The organism is Acidovorax sp. Root275 (assembly GCF_001428965.1).
In the GTDB taxonomy this organism is placed as follows: domain Bacteria; phylum Pseudomonadota; class Gammaproteobacteria; order Burkholderiales; family Burkholderiaceae_C; genus Acidovorax; species Acidovorax radicis.
In genome coordinates this window covers 550,692-573,201 of the sequence record NZ_LMJH01000009.1, presented here as the reverse complement: position 1 = coordinate 573,201, position 22,510 = coordinate 550,692, and the positions used below count along the sequence as shown (strand labels likewise).

Below are 22,510 nucleotides of genomic sequence, written 5' to 3'. Positions count from 1 at the left end.
GTTCAACGATAGGCGCTTGACGACCTGTGATGGTTCGTCCAACATCGAACCATGAAAGATGGCCCTCACATTGCACGCATTGCTGCACTCATCGGCGACGCGGGTCGCGCCGAAGTCCTGACTGCATTGATGTCCGACCGCGCACTCACTGCCACCGAACTGGCGGCGGTCGCAGGCGTGACCAAGCAGACCATCAGCGCCCACCTGGCCAAGCTGCTTGATGCCGGCCTGCTGACCGTCGAGCACCAGGGCCGCCACCGCTACTTCCGACTGGCCGACCGCGATGTGGCACACCTGCTGGAATCGCTGATGAACGTGGCCTTCCGTGCAGGCGCGGTGCGCCTGCGCTCCAGCCCACGCGAGCCCGCCTTGCGCCGCGCGCGCATGTGCTACGACCATCTGGCCGGCGAAGTGGGCGTGCAGTTCTACGAGGCCCTGGTGCGCCAGGGTCTGCTGCAGGCCACGCCCCAGGGTGCGGCGGTGACGCCCGCAGGCGCGCAATGGTTTGCGCAGGTGGGAATCGACACCCCTGCCCTGGCGCAGCAGCGGCGCATGCTGTGTCGCCCTTGCCTGGACTGGAGTGAGCGCCGCCACCACCTGGGCGGCGCGCTGGGCGCTGCGCTGCTGCAACGCCTCTTCGACGGCGGATGGGCGCACCGCGCACAGGGCTCGCGCGTGGTGCACTTCACCGCCAAGGGTGAACTGGCGTTGCGCCAGTGGCTGGCAGTCAGCCCAGACGCACCACCATCCACCGCCATTCGGGGTTCCGAAAAATGATGAAGACCTTCCTGCTCTTCATCGCCACCGCCCTGGCTGAAATCGTGGGCTGCTACCTGCCCTGGCTGTGGCTCAAACAGGGCAAGCCGATGTGGCTGCTGCTGCCTGCAGCGCTGAGCCTCGCGCTTTTCGCGTGGCTGCTCACGCTGCATGACACCGCAGGCGCGGGTCGCGTGTATGCGGCCTATGGCGGGGTCTATATCGGCGCGGCGCTGGCCTGGCTTTGGGTGGTGGATGGCATTCCCCCCACGCCCTGGGATGTGGCAGGCGTGCTGGTGGCGCTGGCGGGCATGGCGATCATCATGCTGCAGCCTGCGCGCTAGGGAACCTCTGCATGTCCACCCCCACGGGCCGCGCGCGCCACTGCAACCCCTTGTAACAACCTCCTCATTTGCAACGTCGTGCTTTATAAGCAGGGCTTTCTTATCTTCAAAAGATTGTTCATGCGCACTTCAAATGAGACAGTTTCTTCTGCCCTTACGCGCCGCCACTTTGCTTTGTGGATGACAGTCTCAGGGCTTTCTCTTTCTGCTTGCGGAGGAGGAGACGGTTCCTCGTCACCGGCCCCTACGCCCGCACCGCCTCCGGCACCTGGGTCGGCCTTGCTCAGCCTGTCGGCCGGCGCACTGGGGGGCGCGGGTTTCCTTGCAGGCACCTCGACAGACGCCCGGCTGCCGGTGTCAATGACTGGACACGCGTTCGACAGCAAGGGAAACCTCTGGTTTGTCGGCTGGCACTCCTCCGAACAGAGGGTCGGAAGGGTCTCTGCCGAAGGCGCGCTGTCGTACTTCGCCCTCAGCCCACAGCAGGACGATATATCTGGGGTGGTCGATGCGCAGGACCGTTATCTGATTGCCCACACCATGCGGAACACCGTGGGCGTCCTTCTTTCGCTGTTCAACAACGAAGGACTGGTTGCCTTGGCGGGCCAGTCGACGGAAGGTCCGCTGCAGGACGGCAAAGGCCCAGCAGCCAGGGTCCGAGCCTTTGATAGCCCGCTGCTGGCCCGCGACGGCTTGGTGTACTTTTTGGACCGCCCGCGCAATGCTTCGGGCTACTTGCTGCGCACCGTGAGTCCCGATGGAACCCTGACCTCCTTGCTGCCAGCCCCTGACAACAGCCGCCTGGTGGCCTCCGCCACAGGGGCGGTGCGCCGGTTCACCAGAGATGTCCAGAACAGCCGTGTGGAATGGGCGGAATTGACGCTGACGCCCTTGGGCGGATATTCTTGGACTGTTCTTTCGCACAATTGGCAAGGGGTGGGGCATCCCGAGCCATTCGCCCCCCTCAAAGGTGCGGTGGACACGTATTGGGCTTTCGACTCCGCCTCCAACACCCTGGCCCACTACGCGTTGGACGGAACGCGCTCAGACATCTGGCCAATGCCGGGGTGGGTAAGTACAGCCGTCTCCAACCCCACCAATGGCAACTTGGTAGCGAGCGGCTCAGCCGAGCCAGAGGGCGCGCAAACCACCGAGAGCCCTGGCGTGCTCTTTGTGCTGGACCGCGTGAAAGGGGCCAATGCGGTAGCCCGACCCTGGGTCGGCCTGTCCGAGCAACGCGGGTATGTCGATGGCACAGGGGGCGCAGCCCGCTTTGACTTTGTAAGAGGTGCGTACGCCACCTCCGATGCATCGGGCCCCATCTATGTAGCTACGCTGGCGGAAATCCCACTGCAAGGCACTCCGCCAAACCGGACCACGCCCACGCCTCTGCGGGTTATTACGCCCGCAGGCCAGGTGACGTCCCTGTCGAGCACGTTCTCGTCCGGCTACCAACAGCTGGCCAGCGCGTACGGCTACCTGGTCACCCACAACCCAGCCAACAACACGCTGCTGCGCGCCTCCAAGAGCGCGGGCAACTCGGCCTGGGAAAGCTGGGTGACAAGCCCGCTTTTTGCGGGTGTCTCAGGGTTGAAGGTTCTGCGGACCGACTCCACGGGCCTGCTGTGGTTTGCCACCCGCACCTTGCCTTTCGTGCTGGATTCGCGGCCCTACGGATCCGGCACCTCATTGATCGGCACTGTCAGCGCCAGCGGACAGGTGAAGCTGGTCGTTGGCGACCCGCAGTTGGTCCACACGGCTGCCAGCTACCCGCCGCTGGACCAGCGACCTTGGTACATGGATGTGACAGACATCGCGTTCGAGGGGGGAAGTTCGCCCGTCTGGTGGGTGCTGTGCAACCGGCCCGTGCTGTCGGAGGGCCGCACGCGCCTCGTGGGCTCTGTGCCGGAGCTGGTACGGCTCGAAGGCACCAACCGGCAGTCGTTCGCCCTACCTTCAGTCAACATACAGAGCTTCATCTCCGGGCACTACCACCAACTGTGCACCCTGCCCAGCCGCCCTGGCGAGGTCTTTCTGTCCAGCGCATGCGGCGTCTACCGCTTTACCGTGGCCAAAGGCCTGGAATTGCTGGCAGGGCAAAACCAGCCCACACCGGTCGGCGTGCGCCTGGGTGCGCTGCCCGCCAATCTGAACCTGGTGAAATTCATCAGCCCAGGCCCGGATGCCAACAGCCTGTACGTCGGCAGCGAAAACAGCGTGCTGCGGCTGAATCTGCCAGCGTGAGCGCGCCGCGAAAGGCCGTCCGTCAACGGACGGCCTTTCGCCCCCTGCCCGTCAGTTCACCTTGATCAACCGCCAGTCAATCCGGTTGTCCGGCCGCTGCACCAGCTCCACGTTTTTCTTCATGGCCCAGGCCAGCATCTGGTTGTGCAGGGGGATGTGGGCCACGGTATCGTTTTGCAGTTGCAGGCCTTCGGTGAGCAAGCGGTTGCGCACGGGCAGGTCGGTCTCGGTCTTCACGCGGTCCACGATGTAGTCCATGCGTTCGTTGCTGTAGCGGCCCAGGTTGTAGTTGCCGTCGCCACCCGTGGTCTTGGTGCGCACCAGCGACTGCAGGGTGTACAGCGCATCAAACGTGGGCACGCCCCAGCTCAGCATCGCGATGCTGGCTTCGTGGCGCTGGGCCATGGGGTAGTAGGTGACGGCGGGCAGCGTGCGCAGCTTGGCCTTCACGCCGATGCGTGACCACATGGATGTGATGGCCTGGCACAGCTCTTCGTCCTGCACGATGGCGTTGTTGCTGCAGGCAAAGTCCACCTCGAAGCCGTCCTTGTAGCCCGCCTGGGCCAGCAAATCCTTGGCGGCGCTGGCGTCGTAGGGCAGGCGCTTGTCCACGGTTTCTGTCCAGCCGTTGACCAGGGGCGACACCATGGCGCCGGTGGGTTTGGACATGCCGCGCATGGTCACGCGCTGCAGCGTGGCGCTGTCAATGGACTGGTACAGCGCCTTGCGCACGCGAAGGTCTTTGAGTGGGTTCTTGCCCTTGATGTTGCTGCCGGGCAGCTCATCGCGGAACTGGTCCAGGGCCAGGTACACGGTGCGGTTCTCCACCATCTCCATGACCTTGAGGCTCGGGTGGGCACGCAGGCGGGCCAAGTCCTGAATGCTGGTGTCGCGCACCATGTCCACCTCACCCGAGAGCAGCGCGGCAATGCGTGTGGCTTCGGACTTGATGGGGGTATAGGTGATCTCGGTCACGTTGCCTTCCGCCTTGCCGGCATTCCACCAGTGGGGGTTGGCGGCAAACACGATCTTCTGGTCGGGCACCCATTCCTTGAGCACGAACGGCCCGGTGCCCATGGCATTGCGGTGCGAATAGGTTTCGTCCTTGGCCTTGATGTCCTTGGGCTCCACCGAGTTGTTCTTCTCGGCCCAGGCCTTGCTCATCACGCGCAGCTCGGTCAGCTGGTTGAGCAGCACAGGGTTGGGGTTCTTCAGGAAGATGTCGAGGGTCTCGCCGTCCACCTTGGCGACGCGGTCCATGCCCTGGGTGTAGATGGCGTAGGTGGACGTCTTGCTCATCGCGCGCTGCAGCGAATACACCACGTCATCGGCCGTCATGGCCGAGCCGTCGCTGAACTTCACGCCCTGGCGCAACTTGAAGCGCATCTGCGTGGGGCTGACCTGCTGCCACGAGGTGGCCAACAGCGGATCGACCTTGAGGGTGCGGCTGTTGAACATCACCAGCGACTCATACACCGCCGCATGGATGCCGTTGCCCAAGGCGCTGTTCTGCGAGTGGATGTCCATGGTCTGGATATCGCTGGACCCGGCCCAGCGGAACGTCTTGGCGTGCGCGCCCGGCATCGCGGCCACCCACGCCGCCATGGCCAGCGCGGGCACGAGCCAGCGGCGGCCTGGCCGCGCGGTGCTGGCCCCACGGGGCGTGGCGGGCTGCGGGTAGGCAGGGTGCCGCGCCACTACCGCAACGCGGGACAAAACGGTGCGCTGAGACAGGGGAGGAAGAAAGCTCTGGAACCTACGGGACATATGTTTTCCTTTGCAAGGATGGAAGCCGCAATATGCCGCAGCGGGCCGCCAAACCTACTGCGCGTTTTCCACGAAATCCACCCCTCTGCGCACGGCCCCCGGGGCGCAGAGAGCGCCCTGGGTGTCCTGGCGACCGGCCAGCTGCCGGTACTGGCTGGGGCTGATGCCACAGGCACGCTGCCAGCCGTGCACGAAGTGCGCGGAGTCGAAGAACCCTGCGGCATGCGCGATGCCCGTCAGGCTGGCCGCGCCGCCAAGCAGGGCCTGCTGCGCCTGTTCGATGCGGGCGGCCTGGCGCAGCGTGGCAAAGCCCAGGCCGTGCCGGGCCAGATCGCGTTGCAGCTGGCGCGCGCTGCGACCCAGGCGGCAGGCGGCGTCGGACAGGACCAGGGCGGGCTCCTCGCGCCACCAGGCCAGCAGGTCCAGCACCTCGTTCGCGCACCCCAGCCGCCGCGCCAGGGACTGCAGCGTGCGCGGCGCATCCGCCGGGCTGCTGCGGGTGCTGCCGCGCGCAAGCACGCTCACGCACGACGCGGCAATGCCCGCGCGGATGTCGGCACTGCGCTGCGCCGCGGCACGCAGCGCACGGTCTGGCAGCGCGGGGGATTCCCGCCGCAGCGCTCCCTGGCCATCGAGCTGCGTGTTGACGCCCAGGGGCGCCATGCGGTTGTAGGCGTTCCAGCGGTCCACGAACGCAGATGGCCCACGGCCCACGGCGGCCGGGGGCGCCAGGAGCGCCTGCACCGGGTTCAGGTCCAGCGCACACAGCAGTGCAAGGCGTGCCTCCCGCCGAGCCTCTTGCCCGCGCGCCTCCGGGCCGCCGCGCAGCACCTGCGCCACATACGCCTGGTGGGTGACGAAGCCCTGCACCTGCGTGCGCACGGCCCGCGCGAGCAGCGCGTCGGGGCGTTCGTCGATATCGCCCAGGCAGGCGGGCAGCAGGTGGTAGCAAAAAAGCGCGGCCATGGCGCGTTTATACAAGCTCGCGCGGCCCGGCCCAGAGACGATGGCCCTCTCCTCCATTCACTGTGCACACACCATGCAACGACGAGATCTTCTGGGCCTGATGGGCCTGACCGCACTGGGCGCACCCCTGCGCCCCGCTTTCGCCCACGGCGCCCCCCCCGGCCTGCTGGCGCTTGATGCCACGTCCCAGGCAGCGCTGGTGCGGGCGGGCCATCTGCAACCCGCGCAGCTGGTGCAGGCCAGCCTGGCGCGCGTGGCGGACATCAACCCCAGGCTGCAGGCGCTGGTGGAACTCTGCCCCGACCGGGCCCGCGGCCAATGGCAGGGGCCGCCCTCCGCCGGGCCCTTCTGGGGCGTGCCGTTTGCCTACAAGGACGCGGTCGACCTGCAAGGCACGCACCGGCGCAGCGGCTCGCGCCTGCAGGCGGACGCGGCGCTTTCCAGCGCCTCGTCACCGCTGGTGGCACGCTGCGAAGCCAGCGGGCTGATCGCCATCGGCAAGACGGCAACGCCCGAGTTCCAGCTCAGCGCCACCACCGAGCCCCTGCTTGGCGGCCCGGTCCGCAATCCCTGGAACCCGCTGCACTCCCCGGGTGGTTCCTCGGGCGGCGCCGCGGCGGCCGTGGCCGCGGGCATGCTGCCCATGGCGCACGCGACGGATGGCGGCGGCTCGATCCGCATCCCCGCCTCGTGCTGCGGGCTGTTCGGGCTCAAGCCCAGCCGCTCGCGCATGCAGGGCTCCGGCCCGCGCGATGCCGGTGTCGACCACGCGGTGAGCCGCACGGTGCGCGACAGCGCCACGCTGTTCTGGTGGAACCAGCGCGGCGATGGCGCCGCGCCGCTGCCGCCCATGCCCGCGGTGCACGGGCCCTCGGCCCGGCGCCTGCGCATTGGCTTCGCGCCGCAGAACCTCTTTGGCGAGATGCCGGACCCCGCGGTGCTGCAGGAAGTCACCCGGGTCGCGCGGCTGTGCGAACGGCTTGGGCACCAGGTGCAGCCCTTTGCGCATGGCATCGACGGCGAGCGGTTCTTCGATGCCTTCATGGTCGCCTGGAGCGGCGGCGCCGAACGGGCGCTGCAGCAGGCCGAGGGCACGGGCCGCCCGCCCGACACGCTGCTGGAGCCCTGGACCCTGCACCTGGCACGGCACGCGCGCGCGCTCCCCGCCGGCGCGGCGGCACGCGCCGGCGCGCACTTTGCCGCCGTGGGCGCGCAGGTGAATGCCTGGTTCGACGCCGTGGATGTCGTGCTCAGCCCGGTGGCCGCTAGCGAGCCGCCACCGCTGGGGTGGCTCGCCCCCACCGTGCCCGGCGCCACGCTGTGGGCCCGGCTGATGCGCTATGCGTCGTACACGCCGCTGCACAACGTGGCGGGCACGCCAGCGATGTCGGTCCCGCTGGGGCTGAGCGAGCGCGGCCTGCCCATCGGCAGCCATTTCGCGGCGCGGGTCGGCGACGAGCAGACCCTGTTCGCACTGGCCTATGAACTGGAACAGGCCGAACCCTGGTCGCACCGGGTCCCACCCCTGTGAATGAAGCCCCGTCAGGGGCGCGCGGGCGCAAGGGGGTAGCGCGCGCCCTCGCGCGCCGTGCCCACCTGCAGCAGGTTGATGACACCCATCACGTCATCCACCAGCCCCACGGCTTTCTCGAGCGCCAGCGACTGCGCCTCGGACTGCACGCAGCCCATCAGCGTGACCAGCCGCCGCTCGCCCAGCACCCACACGCTGGTGTCGTCAAAACGCCCCTCCTCGCGGATATAGCGCTGCACGCGCGGAATGAGCTCCGCGTCGTACAGGTAGGAGTTGGGCAGCCGGCAGCGCCCCACGCGGTGGCAGCTGCCGCCATGCTGCGAGCGCGTGTGCGCCAGCTCGCGCACCTCGGCCTCGGTGTAGAGCGGGCCCTCGGGCACGGGGCATTGCGGGATGGCGCTCGTGACCTGGACGAAGGGGTCGTTGAAGGCGTTGGTGCGCGCGGCCGGGCTGCCAGCGCCCTGGGCAAGCGCCAGGGACGGGACCATGGCGGCCACCACCGAACACCCCATGAAAAACCGGAAGGACACACAAACTCGGCGCATGCATTGCTCCTTGGTGGATGGTCGGCAGACGCTGCCTACAACACGATCTGGTACCGCGCAAATTCCCTGCGGCCTTTCCACACACGGTCGTGCAGGGTAAAACCAAAGTCCTCATACAGCGTGCGCAGCGGTTGCCGGTCGGCGACGCAGTCCAGCCGAAGGGTACGCAGGCCCAGACTGCGCGCGTGTTCACGCCCAAACGCCAGCAGTGCCGCAGACACCCCCTGCCCCGCCCATGCCCGACGCACGGCCAGCTTGTGCAAAAACGCGGAGGTGCCCGGCTCCGCATCCGGCCAGAAGGTCAGGTCTTCGCGCTGAAAACGCACCACACCCACCACCGCGCCGTCCACTTTGGCCACTACATACAGCCCGCCATCCACGTCCTGCTGCACGCTTTCATCACTGAAATCGGCCACAGCCCACAGCGGCATATGGCGGTCTACCAGCCACTGCGCGGCCTCGCGCAGCACCGCAGCAATGGCGGCGGCGTCTGACGGGCGGGCGAGTTCGGTGCGCATACAAAAGCGGTGTTGGCCTGCAGACGGGAAGGGGGCGCGCAGGATGATGGGGTTGAAACGAGGTGCCGCCGCTCTGTAGTGTCGGCGATCAGCGGTTACTCACATATTCATAGCTGTCAGCGCTTTATAGATAAGCGCTAGCGGCAGTTTTTATTCAAATTTTAGTGACAAAACTCCCTCCCGCAATCCCCAGTCCACTCCCCGGCTTTGAACTGCCGCCTACGATGCCCTGACCATGCCCCGCAGCGACCTCATCGTCCACCGCCCTGAAGGCCTGTACTGCCCACCCGGCGACTTCTACATCGACCCCTGGCGGCCGGTCAGCCGGGCTGTGATCACACATGCACATTCGGACCATGCGCGCATGGGCTCGGCCCACTATCTGGCGCACACGGACAGCGAGGGCACGCTGCGCAACCGACTGGGTGCGGACATCGACCTGCAGACGCTGGGCTATGGCGATGTCATCGACCAGCAGGGCGTGCGCGTGTCGCTGCACCCCGCGGGGCACGTGCTGGGCTCGGCGCAGGTGCGCATCGAGCATGGCGGCCAGGTGTGGGTGGCCTCGGGCGACTACAAGCTCGAGGACGACGGCACCTGCCCGCCGTTCGAGCCGGTACGCTGCCACACCTTCATCACCGAATCGACCTTTGGCCTGCCCATCTACCGCTGGCCGTCGCAGCCCGTGCTGTTCGCCGACATCAATGCCTGGTGGGCCGCGAATGCGGCATCGGGCAAGGCCAGCGTGCTGTATGCCTACGCCTTCGGCAAGGCGCAGCGCCTGCTGCATGGGGTGGATGCAGGCATCGGCCCCATCATCGTGCATGGCGCAGTGGACCCGCTCAATGCCGTGTACCGCGCGGCGGGCGTGGCGCTGCCGCCCACCCTGCGCGTGACGGACCCGGGCGTCACCAAGGCCGAGTTGCGCCGCGCGCTGGTGCTGGCACCGCCCTCGGCGGCGGGCACGCCCTGGCTCAAGCGCTTTGGCGAGCATTCCGATGCCTTTGCCAGCGGCTGGATGCTGGTGCGCGGCGCGCGCCGCCGACGAGGCGTCGATCGGGGCTTTGTGATGAGCGACCACGCCGACTGGCCCAGCCTGCAAAAGGCCATCGGCGCCACCGGGGCCGAGCGCGTCATCGTGACCCACGGCAGCACCGAGGTGATGGTTCGCTGGCTGTGCGAGCAGGGCCTGGACGCGCAGGTGTTTGCCACCGAGTACGGGGCGGACGACAACGAGGATGACAGCAACGCGGGAGCGCCCTCTTCCGCATCTGATTCCTCCGCCGCTGACGCTTCCGCATCTGCTACCTCTGCCAACGCTGAGCAGGGCAGCGCCGAGCCCCCGGAGCCCACGCCATGAGGGCGTTTGCCGAGCTGTTCCAGGCGCTCGATGCCACCACCGGGCAGTCGGCCAAGCTGGCGGCGCTGGTGGCTTATCTGCGCGTGGCGCCGCCGGCCGATGCAGCCTGGGCCTCCTACTTTTTGGCCGGTGGCAAGCCGCGCCAGATGGTCCCCACCAAGCGCCTCAAAGCCCTGGCGCAGGAGGCGGCGGGCCTGCCGGAGTGGCTGTTTGAAGAGAGCTACCAGGCCGTGGGCGACCTGGCCGAAACGCTGGCCCTGCTGCTGCCCCCGCCGGCGCAGCCGGTGGACCTGCCGCTGGCCGAGTGGATGGCGCAGCTGCTGCCCCTGCGCACCCTGCCACCCGAGGAGGCCGATGCCCGCCTGCGCGCGCAGTGGGGCATGCTGGCGCCGGAGCAGCGCTTCGTGTACTTCAAGCTCATCACCGGCAACTTCCGCGTGGGGGTGTCGCGCCTGCAGGTCACGCAGGCGTTGGCCACGGTGAGCGCCCTGGACCCCAAGCGCATCGCTCACCGGCTGATGGGCTACACGCAGATCGGCCGGCAGCCCACAGCAGACGACTACAGCGCGCTGGTGGCGCCCGTGGGCGAGGCTGCGGATGGCGACGCGGGCGATGCCGTGGATGCCGGCATGGCAGGCCAGCCCTACCCCTTCTTCCTGGCCCACCCGTTCAGCCAGCCCGTGCCCGAGATGCCCGCGCTGCTCGGCGCGCCCGGCGACTGGCTGGTGGAGTGGAAGTGGGACGGCATCCGCGCGCAGATCGTGCGGCGCGGCGGCGCGGTGTGGGTGTGGTCGCGTGGCGAAGAACTGGTGACCGACCGCTTCCCCGAGCTGGCCGAGGCTGCGATGGCGCAGCTGCCCGATGGCTCGGTGGTCGATGGCGAGATCCTGGTGTGGCTGCCCGATGAGCCCCAGCCCCGCCCCTTCGCCGACCTACAAAAGCGCCTGGGCCGCAAGACGCTGGGCCCCAAGCTGCTGCGCGAGCTGCCCGTGGTGCTGGTGACCTACGACCTGCTCGAACATGCGGGCCAGGACCTGCGCCAGCAACCCCAGCAGGCACGCCGGGCACTGCTGGAGGCCACACTGCAGCCCGACCCGGCGGCGATCGCTCCCGCTGCGCAACCGGGCCTGCGCCTGAGCACGCTGCTGCACGGCGCCGACTGGCCGGACCTGGCGCACCAGCGCGAAGCCGCGCGCGGCATGGGCACCGAGGGCTTCATGCTCAAGCACCGCCAGGCGCACTACGGCGTGGGCCGTACCAAGGACGTGGGCGTGTGGTGGAAGTGGAAGATCGACCCGATGAGCGTGGACGCCGTGCTGATCTACGCCCAGCGCGGCCACGGCCGCCGCGCCAGCCTGTACAGCGACTACACCTTTGCCGTGTGGAACGGGCCGCCCGACGACCCAGAGCGCCAGCTGGTGCCGTTCGCCAAGGCCTACTCGGGCCTGACGGACGTGGAGATCGGGCAGGTGGACGCCATCATCCGCAAGACCACGCGCGAGAGCTTCGGGCCCGTGCGCAGCGTGGATGCAACCATGGTCTTCGAGCTCGGCTTCGAGGGCATCGGCAGGAGCCCGCGGCACAAGAGCGGCATCGCCGTGCGCTTCCCGCGCATGCTGCGCTGGCGCCAGGACAAGACCGTGGCCGAGGCCGATACCTTGCAGACGCTGATGGCGCTGCTACCAAGGCAGGACACTGCCGCATGAGCACGGCCCGCCGCCGGCGCAAGCCGCTGCCCACGGTGGCCGCCAGTGCGGCCGCAGGGTGGATGGCCGCGCGCGGCTGGCAGCCCTTCGGCTTTCAGCAGGAGGTGTGGCGCGCCCTGGGCGAGGGCCGGTCGGGCCTGCTGCATGCCACCACCGGCGCGGGCAAGACCTATGCCGTGTGGCTGGGCGCGCTGCAGCACCTGGCGCTGGCAGGCGCGCCCGTGGCACCCGCTGCAGACGCCAGTGCGCGCACGGCCCTGCGCACACGCCGCGCGGCAGCGCCGCCGCTCACGGTGCTGTGGATCACCCCCATGCGCGCCCTGGCGGCCGATACCCTGCGTGCGCTGGTCGCGCCCCTGCCCGATCTGGCGCCGGACTGGACCAATGGCCTGCGCACCGGCGACACCGCCAGCGGCGAGCGCGCCGCACAAGACCGGCGCCTGCCCACGCTGCTGGTGACCACACCCGAAAGCGTGTCGCTGCTGCTGGCCCGCGCCGACGCCCACGAGCGCCTGCGCCACGTGCAACTGGTGGTCGTGGACGAATGGCACGAGCTGGTGGGCAACAAGCGCGGCGTGCAGGCGCAGCTGGCGCTGGCGCGCCTGTCGGGCTGGAACCCGGCGTTGCAGGTGTGGGGCATGTCGGCCACGCTGGGCAACCTGCAAGAGGCGCTGGACACGCTGCTGCCCCGCCCTGCCCCGGGCGCCCCCGCGGCACCACCGGCCGTGCTGGTGCAGGGCCGCGTGGACAAGGCGCTGCAGGTGCAGGTGATGCTGCCGGCCAAGGTGGACCGCTTTGCCTGGGCCGGGCACATGGGCCTGGCACTGCTGCCGCAGGTGGTGGAGTCCATTGAGGCCTGCGCCTCTTCATTGGTTTTCACCAACACGCGCTCGCAGGCTGAGCGCTGGTACCAGGCGCTGCTGGAGGCGCGGCCCGACTGGGCTGGCACCATTGCGCTGCACCACGGGTCGTTGAGCCAGGACGTGCGGGCCTGGGTAGAGAACGGGCTGAAAGCCGGTCTGCTCAAGGCGGTGGTCTGCACCTCGAGCCTGGACCTGGGCGTGGATTTTTTGCCGGTGGAGCAGGTGCTGCAGATCGGCTCGGCCAAGGGCGTGGGGCGGCTGGTGCAGCGCGCGGGCCGCTCGGGCCACGCGCCGGGGCGCACGTCGAGCATCACGCTGGTGCCCACGCACAGCCTGGAGCTGGTGGAAGCTGCCGCAGCGCGCCATGCGCTGGCGCTGGGCCGCATCGAAGACCGGCACACGCCCCGCGCGCCTCTCGATGTGCTGGTGCAGCACCTGGTCACCATCGCCCTGGGCGGCGGCTTCGAACCCGATGCGCTGCTGGCCGAAGTGCGCCGTGCCCCGGCCTACGCGCAGCTGGCCGACAACGACTGGCAGTGGGCGCTGCAGTTCGTGCGCCAGGGCGGTGCCTCGCTGGCCATCTACCCCGATTTCCAGCGCGCCGCGCCCGATGAGGAAGGCGTGTGGCGCGTGCCCGATGCGCGGCTCGCGCGCCGGCACCGCAGCAACATCGGCACCATCGTGAGCGACGCCAGCATGCAGGTGCAGTTCGTGAGCGGCGGGCGCCTGGGCTCGGTGGAAGAGAGCTTCATCGCCCGGCTGCGCAAGGGCGACGTGTTCATGTTCGCGGGCCGCCTGCTGGAGCTGGTGCGCACCCAGCAGATGACGGCCTACGTGCGCATCGCCCCCAAGGGCAGCGCCGCGCTGCCGCGCTGGAACGGTGGGCGCATGCCGCTGTCGAACACACTGGCCGACGCCATGCTGGAGATGCTGGAGCAGGCCGAGCGCGGCGTCTATGCATCGCCCGAGATGCAGTGCGCCCAGCCGCTGCTCGCGCTGCAGCACGCCTGGTCGGCCCTGCCCACGCCCAGCCGCCTGGTGGCCGAGACGCTGCACACGCGCGAAGGCTGGCACCTGTACCTGTACCCGCTGGCGGGCCGCCTGGTGCACCTGGGCCTGGCGGGGCTGCTGGCGTGGCGCGCATCGGAGCAGGTGCCCAACACCTTCTCCATCGCCGTCAACGACTATGGGCTGGAGCTGCTGTCCGCCAAGCCCGTGGACTGGGCCGCGCTGCTGCCGCGCCTGATCGGCGAAGGCACGCACACCACCATCGGCAGCGGGCTCGAAGACGAAGTGCTCGCCAGCCTGAACGCGACCGAGATGGCGCGCCGGCGCTTTCGCGAGATCGCGCGCATCGCGGGCCTCATCTTCCAGAGCCACCCGGGCGAGCAGCGCAGCAGCCGCCAGCTGCAGGCCTCGTCGTCGCTGTACTACGACGTGTTCGCGCAGTACGACCCCGACAACCTGCTGCTGGCCCAGGCCCGCGCCGAGCTGCTGGCCAACGAGCTCGACATGGAGCGACTGGCCCGCACGCTGCGCGGCATGCAGGCACAGGCCCTGTCCATCCATGCGCTGGAACGCCCCACCCCGTTCGCCCTGCCGCTGATGGTGGAGCGCTTTCGCGAACGCCTGAGCACCGAGACCCTGGCCGACCGCCTGGCGCGCATGGTGCAGGCGCTGGAGAAGGCGGCCGACGACACCACCGGCACCCACCACGCCGATAATCCCGTGGCCCCGGCCGACATGGCCTGGGACGTCCCCGACGGCGCCACCGCATCCCCCCGGCGCGCACGCCGCGGCGATGCCGGTGCCGCGCCGCGCCGGCCCCGGGGACGCCACGGATTCTGAGCACGACGACGAAGACGATGACCGACCTTGCCCGTGACCGCAGACACCGACACCACCACCCCTTCGCTTGCATCCCCACCTGCCGGCGCCCATGCCATCACCCCGCCCTGTGGCACCGTCCTGTGGCTGCTGCCACAGCGCGCCGTCTGGTGGCCCGCTGCGCGCATGGCCTTCGTGGCCGACGTGCACTTCGGCAAGGCGGCCACCTTCCGCCGCGCGGGCCAGCCGGTGCCACACGGCACCACGGCCGACAACCTGGCAAGGCTCGACGCGGTGCTGGCCGTGACGGGCGCGGAGCACCTGGTCTTTCTGGGCGACTTTTTGCATGCCCGCAGCGGTGCGGCCGATGCCCTGTGGCAGCAGTTGCTGCCGTGGCGCGAGCGCCATGCGCAGTTGCAGATGACCCTGGTGCGCGGCAACCACGACCTGCACGCGGGCGACCCACCTACACCGTTGGCCCTGGCCATCGTGAACGAGCCCTGGTTGCCCCATGCCGACACACCTTTGCTGGCCTGCCACCACCCGCACGCTGTCGTCGGCCACACCGTGCTGGCAGGCCATCTGCACCCCACTCTGCGACTGAACGGCCCCGGGCGCGATTCCCTGCGGGCGCCTTGTTTTGGCTGGGGAGAGGGGCAGCTGATCCTGCCCGCCTTTGGGGCGTTTACCGGCACATCACCCACTGCACTTCCTGGCAGCTGGGTCCGGTTTGCAGTCACGCCGGGCCGCGTGGTGGCGGTCCCAGCAGGCTTTTCATAGCCCGCGCGGAGTGACTATACGGCTGTGCCCACCCACCCAAACCGCTCGTGGCAGAAGGGTGATTACCACCTTTTTGGTGAAAAAAAGTGCCACAGGCTTATGATAATTTTGCATTGTGAGATTCGATTGCAAAAACAGCGGGCACAGACAGCCCCGAGCAAGGAGAATCAGAGAGCATCCGCGTTTGGCCCCGCTGCAACGCAGCCGAGGGCATTTACACACTCTGTTTCGTGAGACAAGCCATGACGACCCAGCAACCGACCATCATCTACACCCTGACCGACGAAGCCCCCCGTCTGGCCACGGCTTCCTTCCTGCCCATCATCCGCACCTTTGCGGCGCCCGCGGGCATCAACGTGACCGAGAGCGACATCTCCGTGGCCGCACGCGTGCTGGGCGAGTTCCCCGAATCGCTGACCGCCGAACAGAAGGTACCCAACACCCTGGCAGAGCTGGGCAAGAAGACCTTGCAGGCCGATGCCAACATCATCAAGCTGCCCAACATCAGCGCCTCGGTCGGCCAATTGCAGGCCTGCATCAAGGAACTGCAGGGCAAGGGCTATGCGATCCCTGACTACCCTGAAGATCCCAAGACCGAAGAAGAAAAAGCAATCCGCGCGCGTTATGCCCGCTGCATCGGCTCGGCCGTGAACCCCGTGCTGCGCGAAGGCAACTCCGACCGCCGCGCCCCCAAGGCCGTGAAGGAATACGCGCGCAAGAACCCACACAGCATGGCCGACTGGAGCCAGGCATCGCGTTCGCACGTGTCGCACATGCACGCTGGCGACTTCTACCATGGCGAAAAGTCCATGACGCTGGACCGCGCCCGCGACGTGAAGATGGAGCTGATCACCAAGAGCGGCAAGACCGTGGTGCTCAAGCAAAAGGTGTCGCTGCTGGACCGCGAAATCATCGACAGCATGTTCATGAGCAAGAAGGCGCTCGTCGAGTTCTACGAGAAGGAAATCGAAGACGCGCGCAAGACCGGCGTGATGTTCTCGCTGCACGTGAAGGCCACGATGATGAAGGTGTCCCACCCCATCGTGTTCGGCCACTGCGTGAAGATCTTCTACAAGGACGCGTTCGCCAAGCACGGCAAGCTGTTCGAAGAACTGGGCGTGAACGTGAACAACGGCATGGCCAACCTGTACGAAAAGGTCGCCACGCTACCCACCGCCCAGCGCGAAGAAGTCCTGAAGGACCTGCACGCCTGCCACGAAGGCCGCCCCGAGCTGGCCATGGTAGATTCGGCCAAGGGCATCACCAATTTCCACTCGCCCAACGACATCATCGTGGACGCCTCCATGCCCGCGATGATCCGCAACGGCGGCAAGATGTGGGGAGCCGACGGCCGCCTGAAGGACGTGAAGGCCGTGATGCCCGAATCGACCTTCGCCCGCATCTACCAGGAGATCATCAACTTCTGCAAGTGGCACGGCGCGTTCGACCCCAAGACCATGGGCACGGTGCCCAACGTGGGCCTGATGGCCCAGCAGGCCGAAGAGTACGGCTCGCACGACAAGACGTTTGAGATCACCGAAGACGGCGTGGCCAACATCACCGATCTGGCCACCGGCGAAGTGCTGCTCTCCCAGAACGTGGAAGCCGGCGACATCTGGCGCATGTGCCAGGTCAAGGACGCCGCGATCCGCGACTGGGTCAAGCTGGCCGTGAATCGCGCGCGCAATTCCGGCATGCCCGTGGTGTTCTGGCTTGACTCGTACCGCCCGCACGAAGCGCAGCTGATCACCAAGGTCAAGATGTACCTGCACGAGCACAACACGGCGGGCCTGGACATCCAGATCATGAGCCAGGTGCGTGCGATGCGCTACACGCTGGAGCGCGTGATCCGTGGCCAGGACACCATCAGCGCCACCGGCAACATCCTGCGCGACTACCTGACCGACCTGTTCCCCATCATGGAACTGGGCACCTCGGCCAAGATGCTGTCCATCGTGCCCCTGATGGCGGGTGGCGGCATGTACGAAACCGGCGCGGGCGGCTCCGCACCCAAGCATGTGCAGCAGCTGGTGGAAGAAAACCACCTGCGCTGGGATTCGCTGGGCGAGTTCCTGGCGCTGGCCGTGTCGCTGGAAGACCTGGGCCTGAAGACCGGCAACGCCAAGGCCAAGGTGCTGGCCAAGACGCTGGACGCCGCCACAGGCAAGCTCCTGGACAACAACAAGAACCCTTCGCCCAAGACCGGCCAGCTGGACAACCGCGGCAGCCAGTTCTACTTGGCCCTGTACTGGGCGCAGGAACTGGCCGCGCAGACCGACGATGCCGACCTGGCCAAGCTGTTCGCGCCGCTGGCCAAACAACTGGCCGCTGACGAACAGACCATCGTGGCCGAGCTGGCTGCGGTGCAGGGCGCACCCGCCGACATCGGTGGCTACTACCTGCCCGACACCGCCAAGCTGGACGCCGTGATGCGCCCCAGCAAGACGCTGAATGCAGCGTTGAAGACCGTGGCTGCTTAAACGACAAACAGCCCGCTCCCCAAAAAAGGCCCCGCATGTCGGGGCCTTTTTTATTGCCGGACCGCACCAGTATGGAAAAAAGCAGCCCCTGGAGGGAGCCACATTTCAGGTCACAAATGATGGGGAAGAGCGGCGCTACCCCTGCCCGAACATCAGGGCCGTTCGCGGTCGGCCACGCGGGTGCTCAGCGCCGCAGGCACATAGCCGGGAAGGAACGCACACCCCTTGCCGAAATGCGCCTCGAAGGCCGGGCACTGCGCTGCGATGCCCTCGGGCGTGGGCTTCACACCTCCGTCCACCCAGCGCAGCAAGGCGGTCATCAGCGTCGGGTAGGTGGGGTCGCTCAGGTAGCTGTGGGTATGGTGCTGGGTGAAGGTCTGCACCAGGCGCGCCGCACTGCCGCCTTGCTCCATGGTGGCCTTGAAAGCCGTGTCCAGCTCGACAAAGGCCGTGGGGTCGTCTACACCTTTCACGGTGAGCACCGGCACGGGGATGCGACCACTGAGGTCCGTGTCCTGCGCAAACCGCGCCACGGCGGCGGGGTCCGCGCGGTAGCGCAGCACGGCGGCATTCAAGGCCGCATCGTCGGGTGAGCCCTTGTACTGCACGCCCTGGTTGCCAAACGGGCTCGCACCCCCGGCGCGGTGCTGCACCACATCGCGGTAGTGGAACGTGGCCCAGTTCATGTGGCCCTGGATGGAGCTGGCGGGGATGCGGATCACGTCGACAAGGGTCTTGAGTTTGCGCTGCTGCTCGGGCGTGCGCTCTGCAGCGGATTTGTTCAGCGCCAGGCATTCGTTCACGCGCGCCGCCAGATCCGCCTGCGTCATGGCCGCATCGCGCGGCAGGCCGATGTTGAGCGGGTACGCCGCCTCGGTGGGCCGGGGGTGGTTGTTGCACAGGTATTGGTAGACCACGCGCAGATCGGTGCGGAAATCGTACGAACGCGTGCCGCCTGCCACCACGCCGCTGGTGAGCAGCACAGCGTCGTAAGGGCGTTTGCCACTAGTCGCCGTGGCCTGGAACATCTCGGCCCCCTTGGCCGCCACGCTGGCGCCCCAGGACTGGCCATGCAGGATGGTGCGCTGCGGCTGGGCCACCTGCTGCACAAAAATCTGCCGCAGGCGCTCGGTGTCTTCGGCCGCCGCGCGCACCTCCACGCCGCCCTGGCGGAAGGTGCTGCCCGCCCAGGCATAGCCCGCGCGGACCATGATGGACCACCGCTCCAGGTCCTCCACCGCGCGCTCCATCTTGGGCGCGCCCAGCGCCGGGCCGCCGTGGGCGTGCAGCACCAGGTGGCCGTTCCACTGCTGCGGCATGGCAATCAGGTAATACGCCCCTGCGGAATCCTTGCCCGACAGGCAGCGGGCGATGGGCGTCAAGTCCTTGGGGCAGGGCGTGGCGGCGGGTGCTGCCTCGGCCACCGCCTGGGGTTGGGTGGCAACCGGCGCACAGGCAGCCAAAACAGCAGCCGCCAGGGCGACCGGCGCAGCCCCGGTCCAGCGGGGCCAGGCGCGAAGCGGCGGAAAAGCAGCCATGGGGAAAGTCTCCGTTGAATGATGGTTCTGGTGGGTAGCTGCTGCGCATCGTAGAAACGGAGTTCCGATACGTCAAATAGGTCCATCCACCATCTTCGATACGATTTACGTATGAGATCACTACTTACGCCATCGCACCGCTGACATGGACATCCGCCAGCTCCGCTACTTTCTCGCTGTTGCAGACGCCGGGCACATGACGCGCGCCGCCGAGCAGCTGGGCATGGCCCAGCCACCGCTGAGCCAGCAGATCAAGCTGCTTGAAAACACGGTGGGCATGGCTTTGTTCAAGCGCCATGCCAAGGGCGTGACACTGACCGAAGCGGGCCGCGCACTACAAGCTGACGCCACGCGCCTGGTGCACGACTTCGATGCGCTGCAAAGCCGCATGCAGTTGCTGGCCGAGGGCAAAACCGGGCGGCTGGCGATTGCGTTCACCAGTTCCGCCGCGGCCCATGAGTTCACGCCGTTTGCGCTGCGTGAGTGCCGCGCGCGCCACCCGGGCCTGGTGCTGGAGATTGGCGAGAACAATGCCGCCGAGATCACCGAGGCCGTCGCCGATGGACGCCTGCACTGCGGCCTGCTGCGCGTGCCGGTGGCGCGGCCTGCGGGCTTGGCGTTCGACACGCTGCAGCACGAGCCCGCCATGGTGGCGCTGCCCATCGACCACCCGCTGGCACAACGCCAACGGCGCGGCAAGCCGCTGCCCATTCAGATCGCCGACCTGGAGGCCGAGCCCATGATCCTGGTGCGCCGCCCGGGCGCGCCCGGCCTATACGCCAACCTGCTCACGCTGTGCAGCGAACAGGGCGTGCGCCCCCGTGTGGTGGCCGAAGTGGCACGCATGCTGACCAACCTCAACCTCGTGGCTGCGGGCACCGGCATTTCCGTGGTGCCGTCGTCCATGCTGGGCGTGCACCGCCACGCCATCGCCTACCGGTCGCTGGTGGATGGCGGGCGGCTGGATGTGCCGCTCACCCTGGTCTACCGTGCGGACGACAACATGGGCCCCACGGCCACCTTCACTGCCTTGCTGCGCACGCTGGCGGGCGAACAACATCCGGCGGCGGCCACAGAGCCTCCAAAGAAAAAGGCTGCCCGGTAGCCCACCAGACAGCCCTTCCGTGCGTCGGCTCGACCCCATCAGGGGCAGAACCGGTCACCTCGCCGCGCTTCAGTTGTTGCCCAGCGCGATCCCCTCACGGCGTGGATCGGCACCACCTGCATAGGTCCCGGCGCCGGGGTTGCGCGCCAGCAGGCCCGCATTGCCGTTGGACCGCAGGCCATTGAACACCGCACCGTGCAGGCCGCTGGTGAACGTGTCGGCCTGCGCCACGGTGTGGCCGCGCGCCTTGAGGCCGTCGCGGATGGCAGCAGTGTCGATGACCGAGCCCTTTTCGATGGACGTGGTGGCGTTGGTCTGCGCACCAAAGTTCGGCAGGTTGACGGCCTGCTGCACGTTCAGGCCCCAGTCCGTCATGCCCAGGATGGTCTTGGCGGTGTACTGGATGATGGCGCTGCCGCCGGGCGAGCCGACCACGCCTTCGAGGTCACCCGTGGTGGCGTTGAAGACGATGGTGGGCGCCATCGAACTGCGGGGGCGCTTGCCGGGCTGCACGCTGTTGGCGATGGGGTTGCCCGCCGCGTCGGTGGCCGTGAACGAGAAGTCGGTGAGCTGGTTGTTCAGCAAGAAGCCGCGCACCATCTGCAGGCTGCCAAAGCCGTTCTCGATGGTGGTCGTCATGGACACCGCGTTGCCTGCACTGTCGATGATGGACAGGTGCGTGGTCGATGGCAGGGCCAGCGAGTTGTCCTGCCCCTTGGCGCCGCTCACCCCCGGTGGCGTGCCGGCCACGGGCACGCCGATGCTCTTTTGCAGGCTGATGAGCTTGGCACGCTCCTTGATGTAGTCGGCGTTGATCAGGCCCGCTTGGGGCACGCTCACAAAGTCGGGGTCGGCCACGTACAGGGCGCGGTCCGCATAGGCCAGGCGGTAGGCCTCGGACACTACATGCACCGAATCGAGCGTGTTGGGCTTCATGGCCGCCAGGTCAAAGCCCTGCAGCAACCCCAGTGTCTGCAGCACGGCAATGCCACCCGAGCTGGGCGCGGGCATGCCACACACGCGGTACAACACGCGGTACACGCCACACACGGGTTCGCGCACCTTGTGGGTGTAGCCGCTCAGGTCATCGAGCGCCAGCTTGCCGGGGTTGGTGGGGTGGCTGGCCACCTTGGCCACGATGTCCTTGGCGATGTCGCCCTGGTAGAACGCGTTGGCGCCGCCAGCCGCAATGGCCTTGAGCGTGGCTGCCAGCTCCGGGTTCTTGAGCAGCGTGCCTGCTGCCTTGGCCGTGCCATCGGCGTTGAGAAAGTAGCTGGCGCCGGGCTCGCCCTGCGCCTTGATGCGTGCGGCCGAGCCTGCGATCGACACACTCATGCGCGGCGAAATCGCAAAACCTTCTTCACTGAGCTTGATCGCGGGCTCGAACAGGTCCTTCCATGGCAGCTTGCCGTGCGCCTTGTGGGCGGCTTCGAGCATGCGCAACACACCCGGCGTACCGACTGACAGGCCACCATCCACCGCCGCCAGGAACGCCAGCGGCTTGCCATCGGCGCCGATGAACAGGTTGGGCGTAGCGGCCTTGGGTGCGGTCTCGCGGCCATCGTAGGCCAACAGTTTGTTCGCGCCCTTGTCGTAATGCAGCATGAAGGCTCCGCCCCCTATGCCCGACGACTGCGGCTCCACCAGGTTCAGCACCATCTGCACCGCAATGGCGGCATCCGTGGCGGTGCCACCCTTGGCCAGGATGTCCACGCCCGCCTTCACCGCCAATGGGTTGGCCGCAGCCACCATGTCTTTGTTGGCGTAGCTGATGGCTTTGGGGGTGTAGCCTGAGGGCGGCTCGGGCGGCACGTACTGCTCGGTGGGTTCGGGTGTGGCCACCGGGGTCGTGGGGCCGTCATTGCCACCACAGGCGGCAAGCACGGCCAGTGCGGCGATGCTCAGGCCCGTGGCAAAAGGGTTGCGTCGAAAGACAGAAGGCGCCATGAATGAAATCCTTGGAAGAACGGGAGGAACAAAGCGGGCCCTGGCAGCGGGCCACGGTGGGCGGACTTGCCTGCACCACAATGGATGCAGGGCCCAGGATCTGCGGCAATAGAACCGCAGATTCCGTGCCAGAAACACCTGTTCAGTATGTGGCACGGGTCCCGGAATCATTTTGCTTTTATGCCCCGATTAGCGCCAAATATGAGAAACGATTTTTCATATTTGCCGTGAAA

Annotated in this window: 16 protein-coding genes; 10 read left to right on the top strand and 6 right to left on the bottom strand. The window is 67.7% G+C overall.

From position 1 onward, the window contains the following. The first annotated feature begins 51 nt into the window (after window positions 1-51). The 3 genes from ASE52_RS17650 (at window position 52) to ASE52_RS17640 (ending at window position 3,344) form a co-directional block, all read left to right on the top strand. Window positions 52-777: a helix-turn-helix domain-containing protein gene (locus ASE52_RS17650; protein WP_057227948.1), complete on the top strand. Its 726-nt coding sequence runs from the start codon at window positions 52-54 to the stop codon at window positions 775-777. Continuing rightward, window positions 777-1,100 carry a YnfA family protein gene (locus ASE52_RS17645; protein WP_057227946.1) on the top strand — a complete coding sequence of 108 codons (324 nt, stop codon included), beginning with the start codon at window positions 777-779 and terminating at the stop codon, window positions 1,098-1,100. Before ASE52_RS17650 ends, ASE52_RS17645 begins: the two co-directional genes overlap by 1 nt. 540 nt (window positions 1,101-1,640) lie before the next feature. Beyond that, on the top strand, window positions 1,641-3,344 hold the full coding sequence (locus tag ASE52_RS17640) for a hypothetical protein (RefSeq protein ID WP_241777040.1): 1,704 nt from the start codon (window positions 1,641-1,643) through the stop codon (window positions 3,342-3,344). A gap of 51 nt (window positions 3,345-3,395) precedes the next feature. Here ASE52_RS17640 and ASE52_RS17635 read toward each other — a convergent pair whose 3' ends face one another. Both ASE52_RS17635 and ASE52_RS17630 read right to left on the bottom strand, forming a co-directional pair. After that, complete coding sequence (locus ASE52_RS17635; RefSeq protein ID WP_057228542.1) at window positions 3,396-4,949, bottom strand: ABC transporter substrate-binding protein; 1,554 nt, start codon at window positions 4,947-4,949, stop codon at window positions 3,396-3,398. Window positions 4,950-5,165: 216 nt separating this feature from the next. Next, window positions 5,166-6,077 (bottom strand): helix-turn-helix transcriptional regulator, encoded by a 912-nt coding sequence (locus ASE52_RS17630; RefSeq protein ID WP_010465164.1) that lies wholly within the window; start codon window positions 6,075-6,077, stop codon window positions 5,166-5,168. 73 nt (window positions 6,078-6,150) lie between these two features. Here ASE52_RS17630 and ASE52_RS17625 point away from each other — a divergent pair, with 73 nt between their 5' ends. Next, entirely contained in the window at window positions 6,151-7,608 is a 1,458-nt protein-coding gene (locus tag ASE52_RS17625; protein ID WP_198928121.1) for an amidase family protein, read from the top strand. A gap of 11 nt (window positions 7,609-7,619) precedes the next feature. Here the strand turns inward: ASE52_RS17625 and ASE52_RS17620 are convergent, their stop codons facing one another. Continuing rightward, window positions 7,620-8,153 carry a BON domain-containing protein gene (locus ASE52_RS17620; RefSeq protein WP_057227940.1) on the bottom strand — a complete coding sequence of 178 codons (534 nt, stop codon included), beginning with the start codon at window positions 8,151-8,153 and terminating at the stop codon, window positions 7,620-7,622. 35 nt (window positions 8,154-8,188) lie between these two features. Continuing rightward, entirely contained in the window at window positions 8,189-8,671 is a 483-nt protein-coding gene (locus tag ASE52_RS17615; protein WP_057227937.1) for a GNAT family N-acetyltransferase, read from the bottom strand. A 235-nt stretch (window positions 8,672-8,906) separates the two neighbouring features. Between ASE52_RS17615 and ASE52_RS17610 the strand changes: the two genes are divergently transcribed. The 5 genes from ASE52_RS17610 (at window position 8,907) to ASE52_RS17590 (ending at window position 17,687) form a co-directional block, all read left to right on the top strand. Beyond that, complete coding sequence (locus tag ASE52_RS17610; protein ID WP_057227935.1) at window positions 8,907-10,031, top strand: ligase-associated DNA damage response exonuclease; 1,125 nt, start codon at window positions 8,907-8,909, stop codon at window positions 10,029-10,031. Continuing rightward, entirely contained in the window at window positions 10,028-11,737 is a 1,710-nt protein-coding gene (locus ASE52_RS17605) for an ATP-dependent DNA ligase (RefSeq protein WP_057227934.1), read from the top strand. Before ASE52_RS17610 ends, ASE52_RS17605 begins: the two co-directional genes overlap by 4 nt. Beyond that, on the top strand, window positions 11,734-14,448 hold the full coding sequence (locus ASE52_RS17600; RefSeq protein ID WP_057227932.1) for a ligase-associated DNA damage response DEXH box helicase: 2,715 nt from the start codon (window positions 11,734-11,736) through the stop codon (window positions 14,446-14,448). Before ASE52_RS17605 ends, ASE52_RS17600 begins: the two co-directional genes overlap by 4 nt. Window positions 14,449-14,481: 33 nt before the next feature. Beyond that, the gene (gene pdeM / locus ASE52_RS17595) at window positions 14,482-15,207 is read left to right on the top strand and encodes a ligase-associated DNA damage response endonuclease PdeM (RefSeq protein WP_181147548.1); all 726 of its coding nucleotides are present in this window, start codon (window positions 14,482-14,484) and stop codon (window positions 15,205-15,207) included. A 242-nt stretch (window positions 15,208-15,449) separates the two neighbouring features. Then, window positions 15,450-17,687, top strand: coding sequence for an NADP-dependent isocitrate dehydrogenase (locus ASE52_RS17590; protein WP_010465148.1), 2,238 nt, complete (start codon window positions 15,450-15,452; stop codon window positions 17,685-17,687). Window positions 17,688-17,839: 152 nt separating this feature from the next. Here ASE52_RS17590 and ASE52_RS17585 read toward each other — a convergent pair whose 3' ends face one another. Then, window positions 17,840-19,225 carry a hypothetical protein gene (locus ASE52_RS17585; RefSeq protein ID WP_057227930.1) on the bottom strand — a complete coding sequence of 462 codons (1,386 nt, stop codon included), beginning with the start codon at window positions 19,223-19,225 and terminating at the stop codon, window positions 17,840-17,842. A 145-nt stretch (window positions 19,226-19,370) separates the two neighbouring features. Between ASE52_RS17585 and ASE52_RS17580 the strand changes: the two genes are divergently transcribed. Beyond that, a complete protein-coding gene (locus ASE52_RS17580; protein WP_057227928.1) occupies window positions 19,371-20,330 on the top strand; it encodes a LysR family transcriptional regulator in 960 nt (319 codons plus the stop codon). A gap of 69 nt (window positions 20,331-20,399) precedes the next feature. Here ASE52_RS17580 and ggt read toward each other — a convergent pair whose 3' ends face one another. Then, window positions 20,400-22,277 (bottom strand): gamma-glutamyltransferase, encoded by a 1,878-nt coding sequence (ggt, locus tag ASE52_RS17575; RefSeq protein WP_057227926.1) that lies wholly within the window; start codon window positions 22,275-22,277, stop codon window positions 20,400-20,402. Between the last annotated feature and the right edge of the window lie 233 nt (window positions 22,278-22,510).

Coding starts and splice junctions, on each gene's coding strand:
- ASE52_RS17650 (WP_057227948.1), top strand. CDS start 52: ATGAAAGATGGCCCTCACATTGCACGCATTGCTGCACTCATCGGCGAC.
- ASE52_RS17645 (WP_057227946.1), top strand. CDS start 777: ATGAAGACCTTCCTGCTCTTCATCGCCACCGCCCTGGCTGAAATCGTG.
- ASE52_RS17640 (WP_241777040.1), top strand. CDS start 1,641: ATGCGGAACACCGTGGGCGTCCTTCTTTCGCTGTTCAACAACGAAGGA.
- ASE52_RS17635 (WP_057228542.1), bottom strand. CDS start 4,949: ATGGCGGCGTGGGTGGCCGCGATGCCGGGCGCGCACGCCAAGACGTTC.
- ASE52_RS17630 (WP_010465164.1), bottom strand. CDS start 6,077: ATGGCCGCGCTTTTTTGCTACCACCTGCTGCCCGCCTGCCTGGGCGAT.
- ASE52_RS17625 (WP_198928121.1), top strand. CDS start 6,151: ATGCAACGACGAGATCTTCTGGGCCTGATGGGCCTGACCGCACTGGGC.
- ASE52_RS17620 (WP_057227940.1), bottom strand. CDS start 8,153: ATGCGCCGAGTTTGTGTGTCCTTCCGGTTTTTCATGGGGTGTTCGGTG.
- ASE52_RS17615 (WP_057227937.1), bottom strand. CDS start 8,671: ATGCGCACCGAACTCGCCCGCCCGTCAGACGCCGCCGCCATTGCTGCG.
- ASE52_RS17610 (WP_057227935.1), top strand. CDS start 8,907: ATGCCCCGCAGCGACCTCATCGTCCACCGCCCTGAAGGCCTGTACTGC.
- ASE52_RS17605 (WP_057227934.1), top strand. CDS start 10,028: ATGAGGGCGTTTGCCGAGCTGTTCCAGGCGCTCGATGCCACCACCGGG.
- ASE52_RS17600 (WP_057227932.1), top strand. CDS start 11,734: ATGAGCACGGCCCGCCGCCGGCGCAAGCCGCTGCCCACGGTGGCCGCC.
- ASE52_RS17590 (WP_010465148.1), top strand. CDS start 15,450: ATGACGACCCAGCAACCGACCATCATCTACACCCTGACCGACGAAGCC.
- ASE52_RS17585 (WP_057227930.1), bottom strand. CDS start 19,225: ATGGCTGCTTTTCCGCCGCTTCGCGCCTGGCCCCGCTGGACCGGGGCT.
- ASE52_RS17580 (WP_057227928.1), top strand. CDS start 19,371: ATGGACATCCGCCAGCTCCGCTACTTTCTCGCTGTTGCAGACGCCGGG.
- ggt (WP_057227926.1), bottom strand. CDS start 22,277: ATGGCGCCTTCTGTCTTTCGACGCAACCCTTTTGCCACGGGCCTGAGC.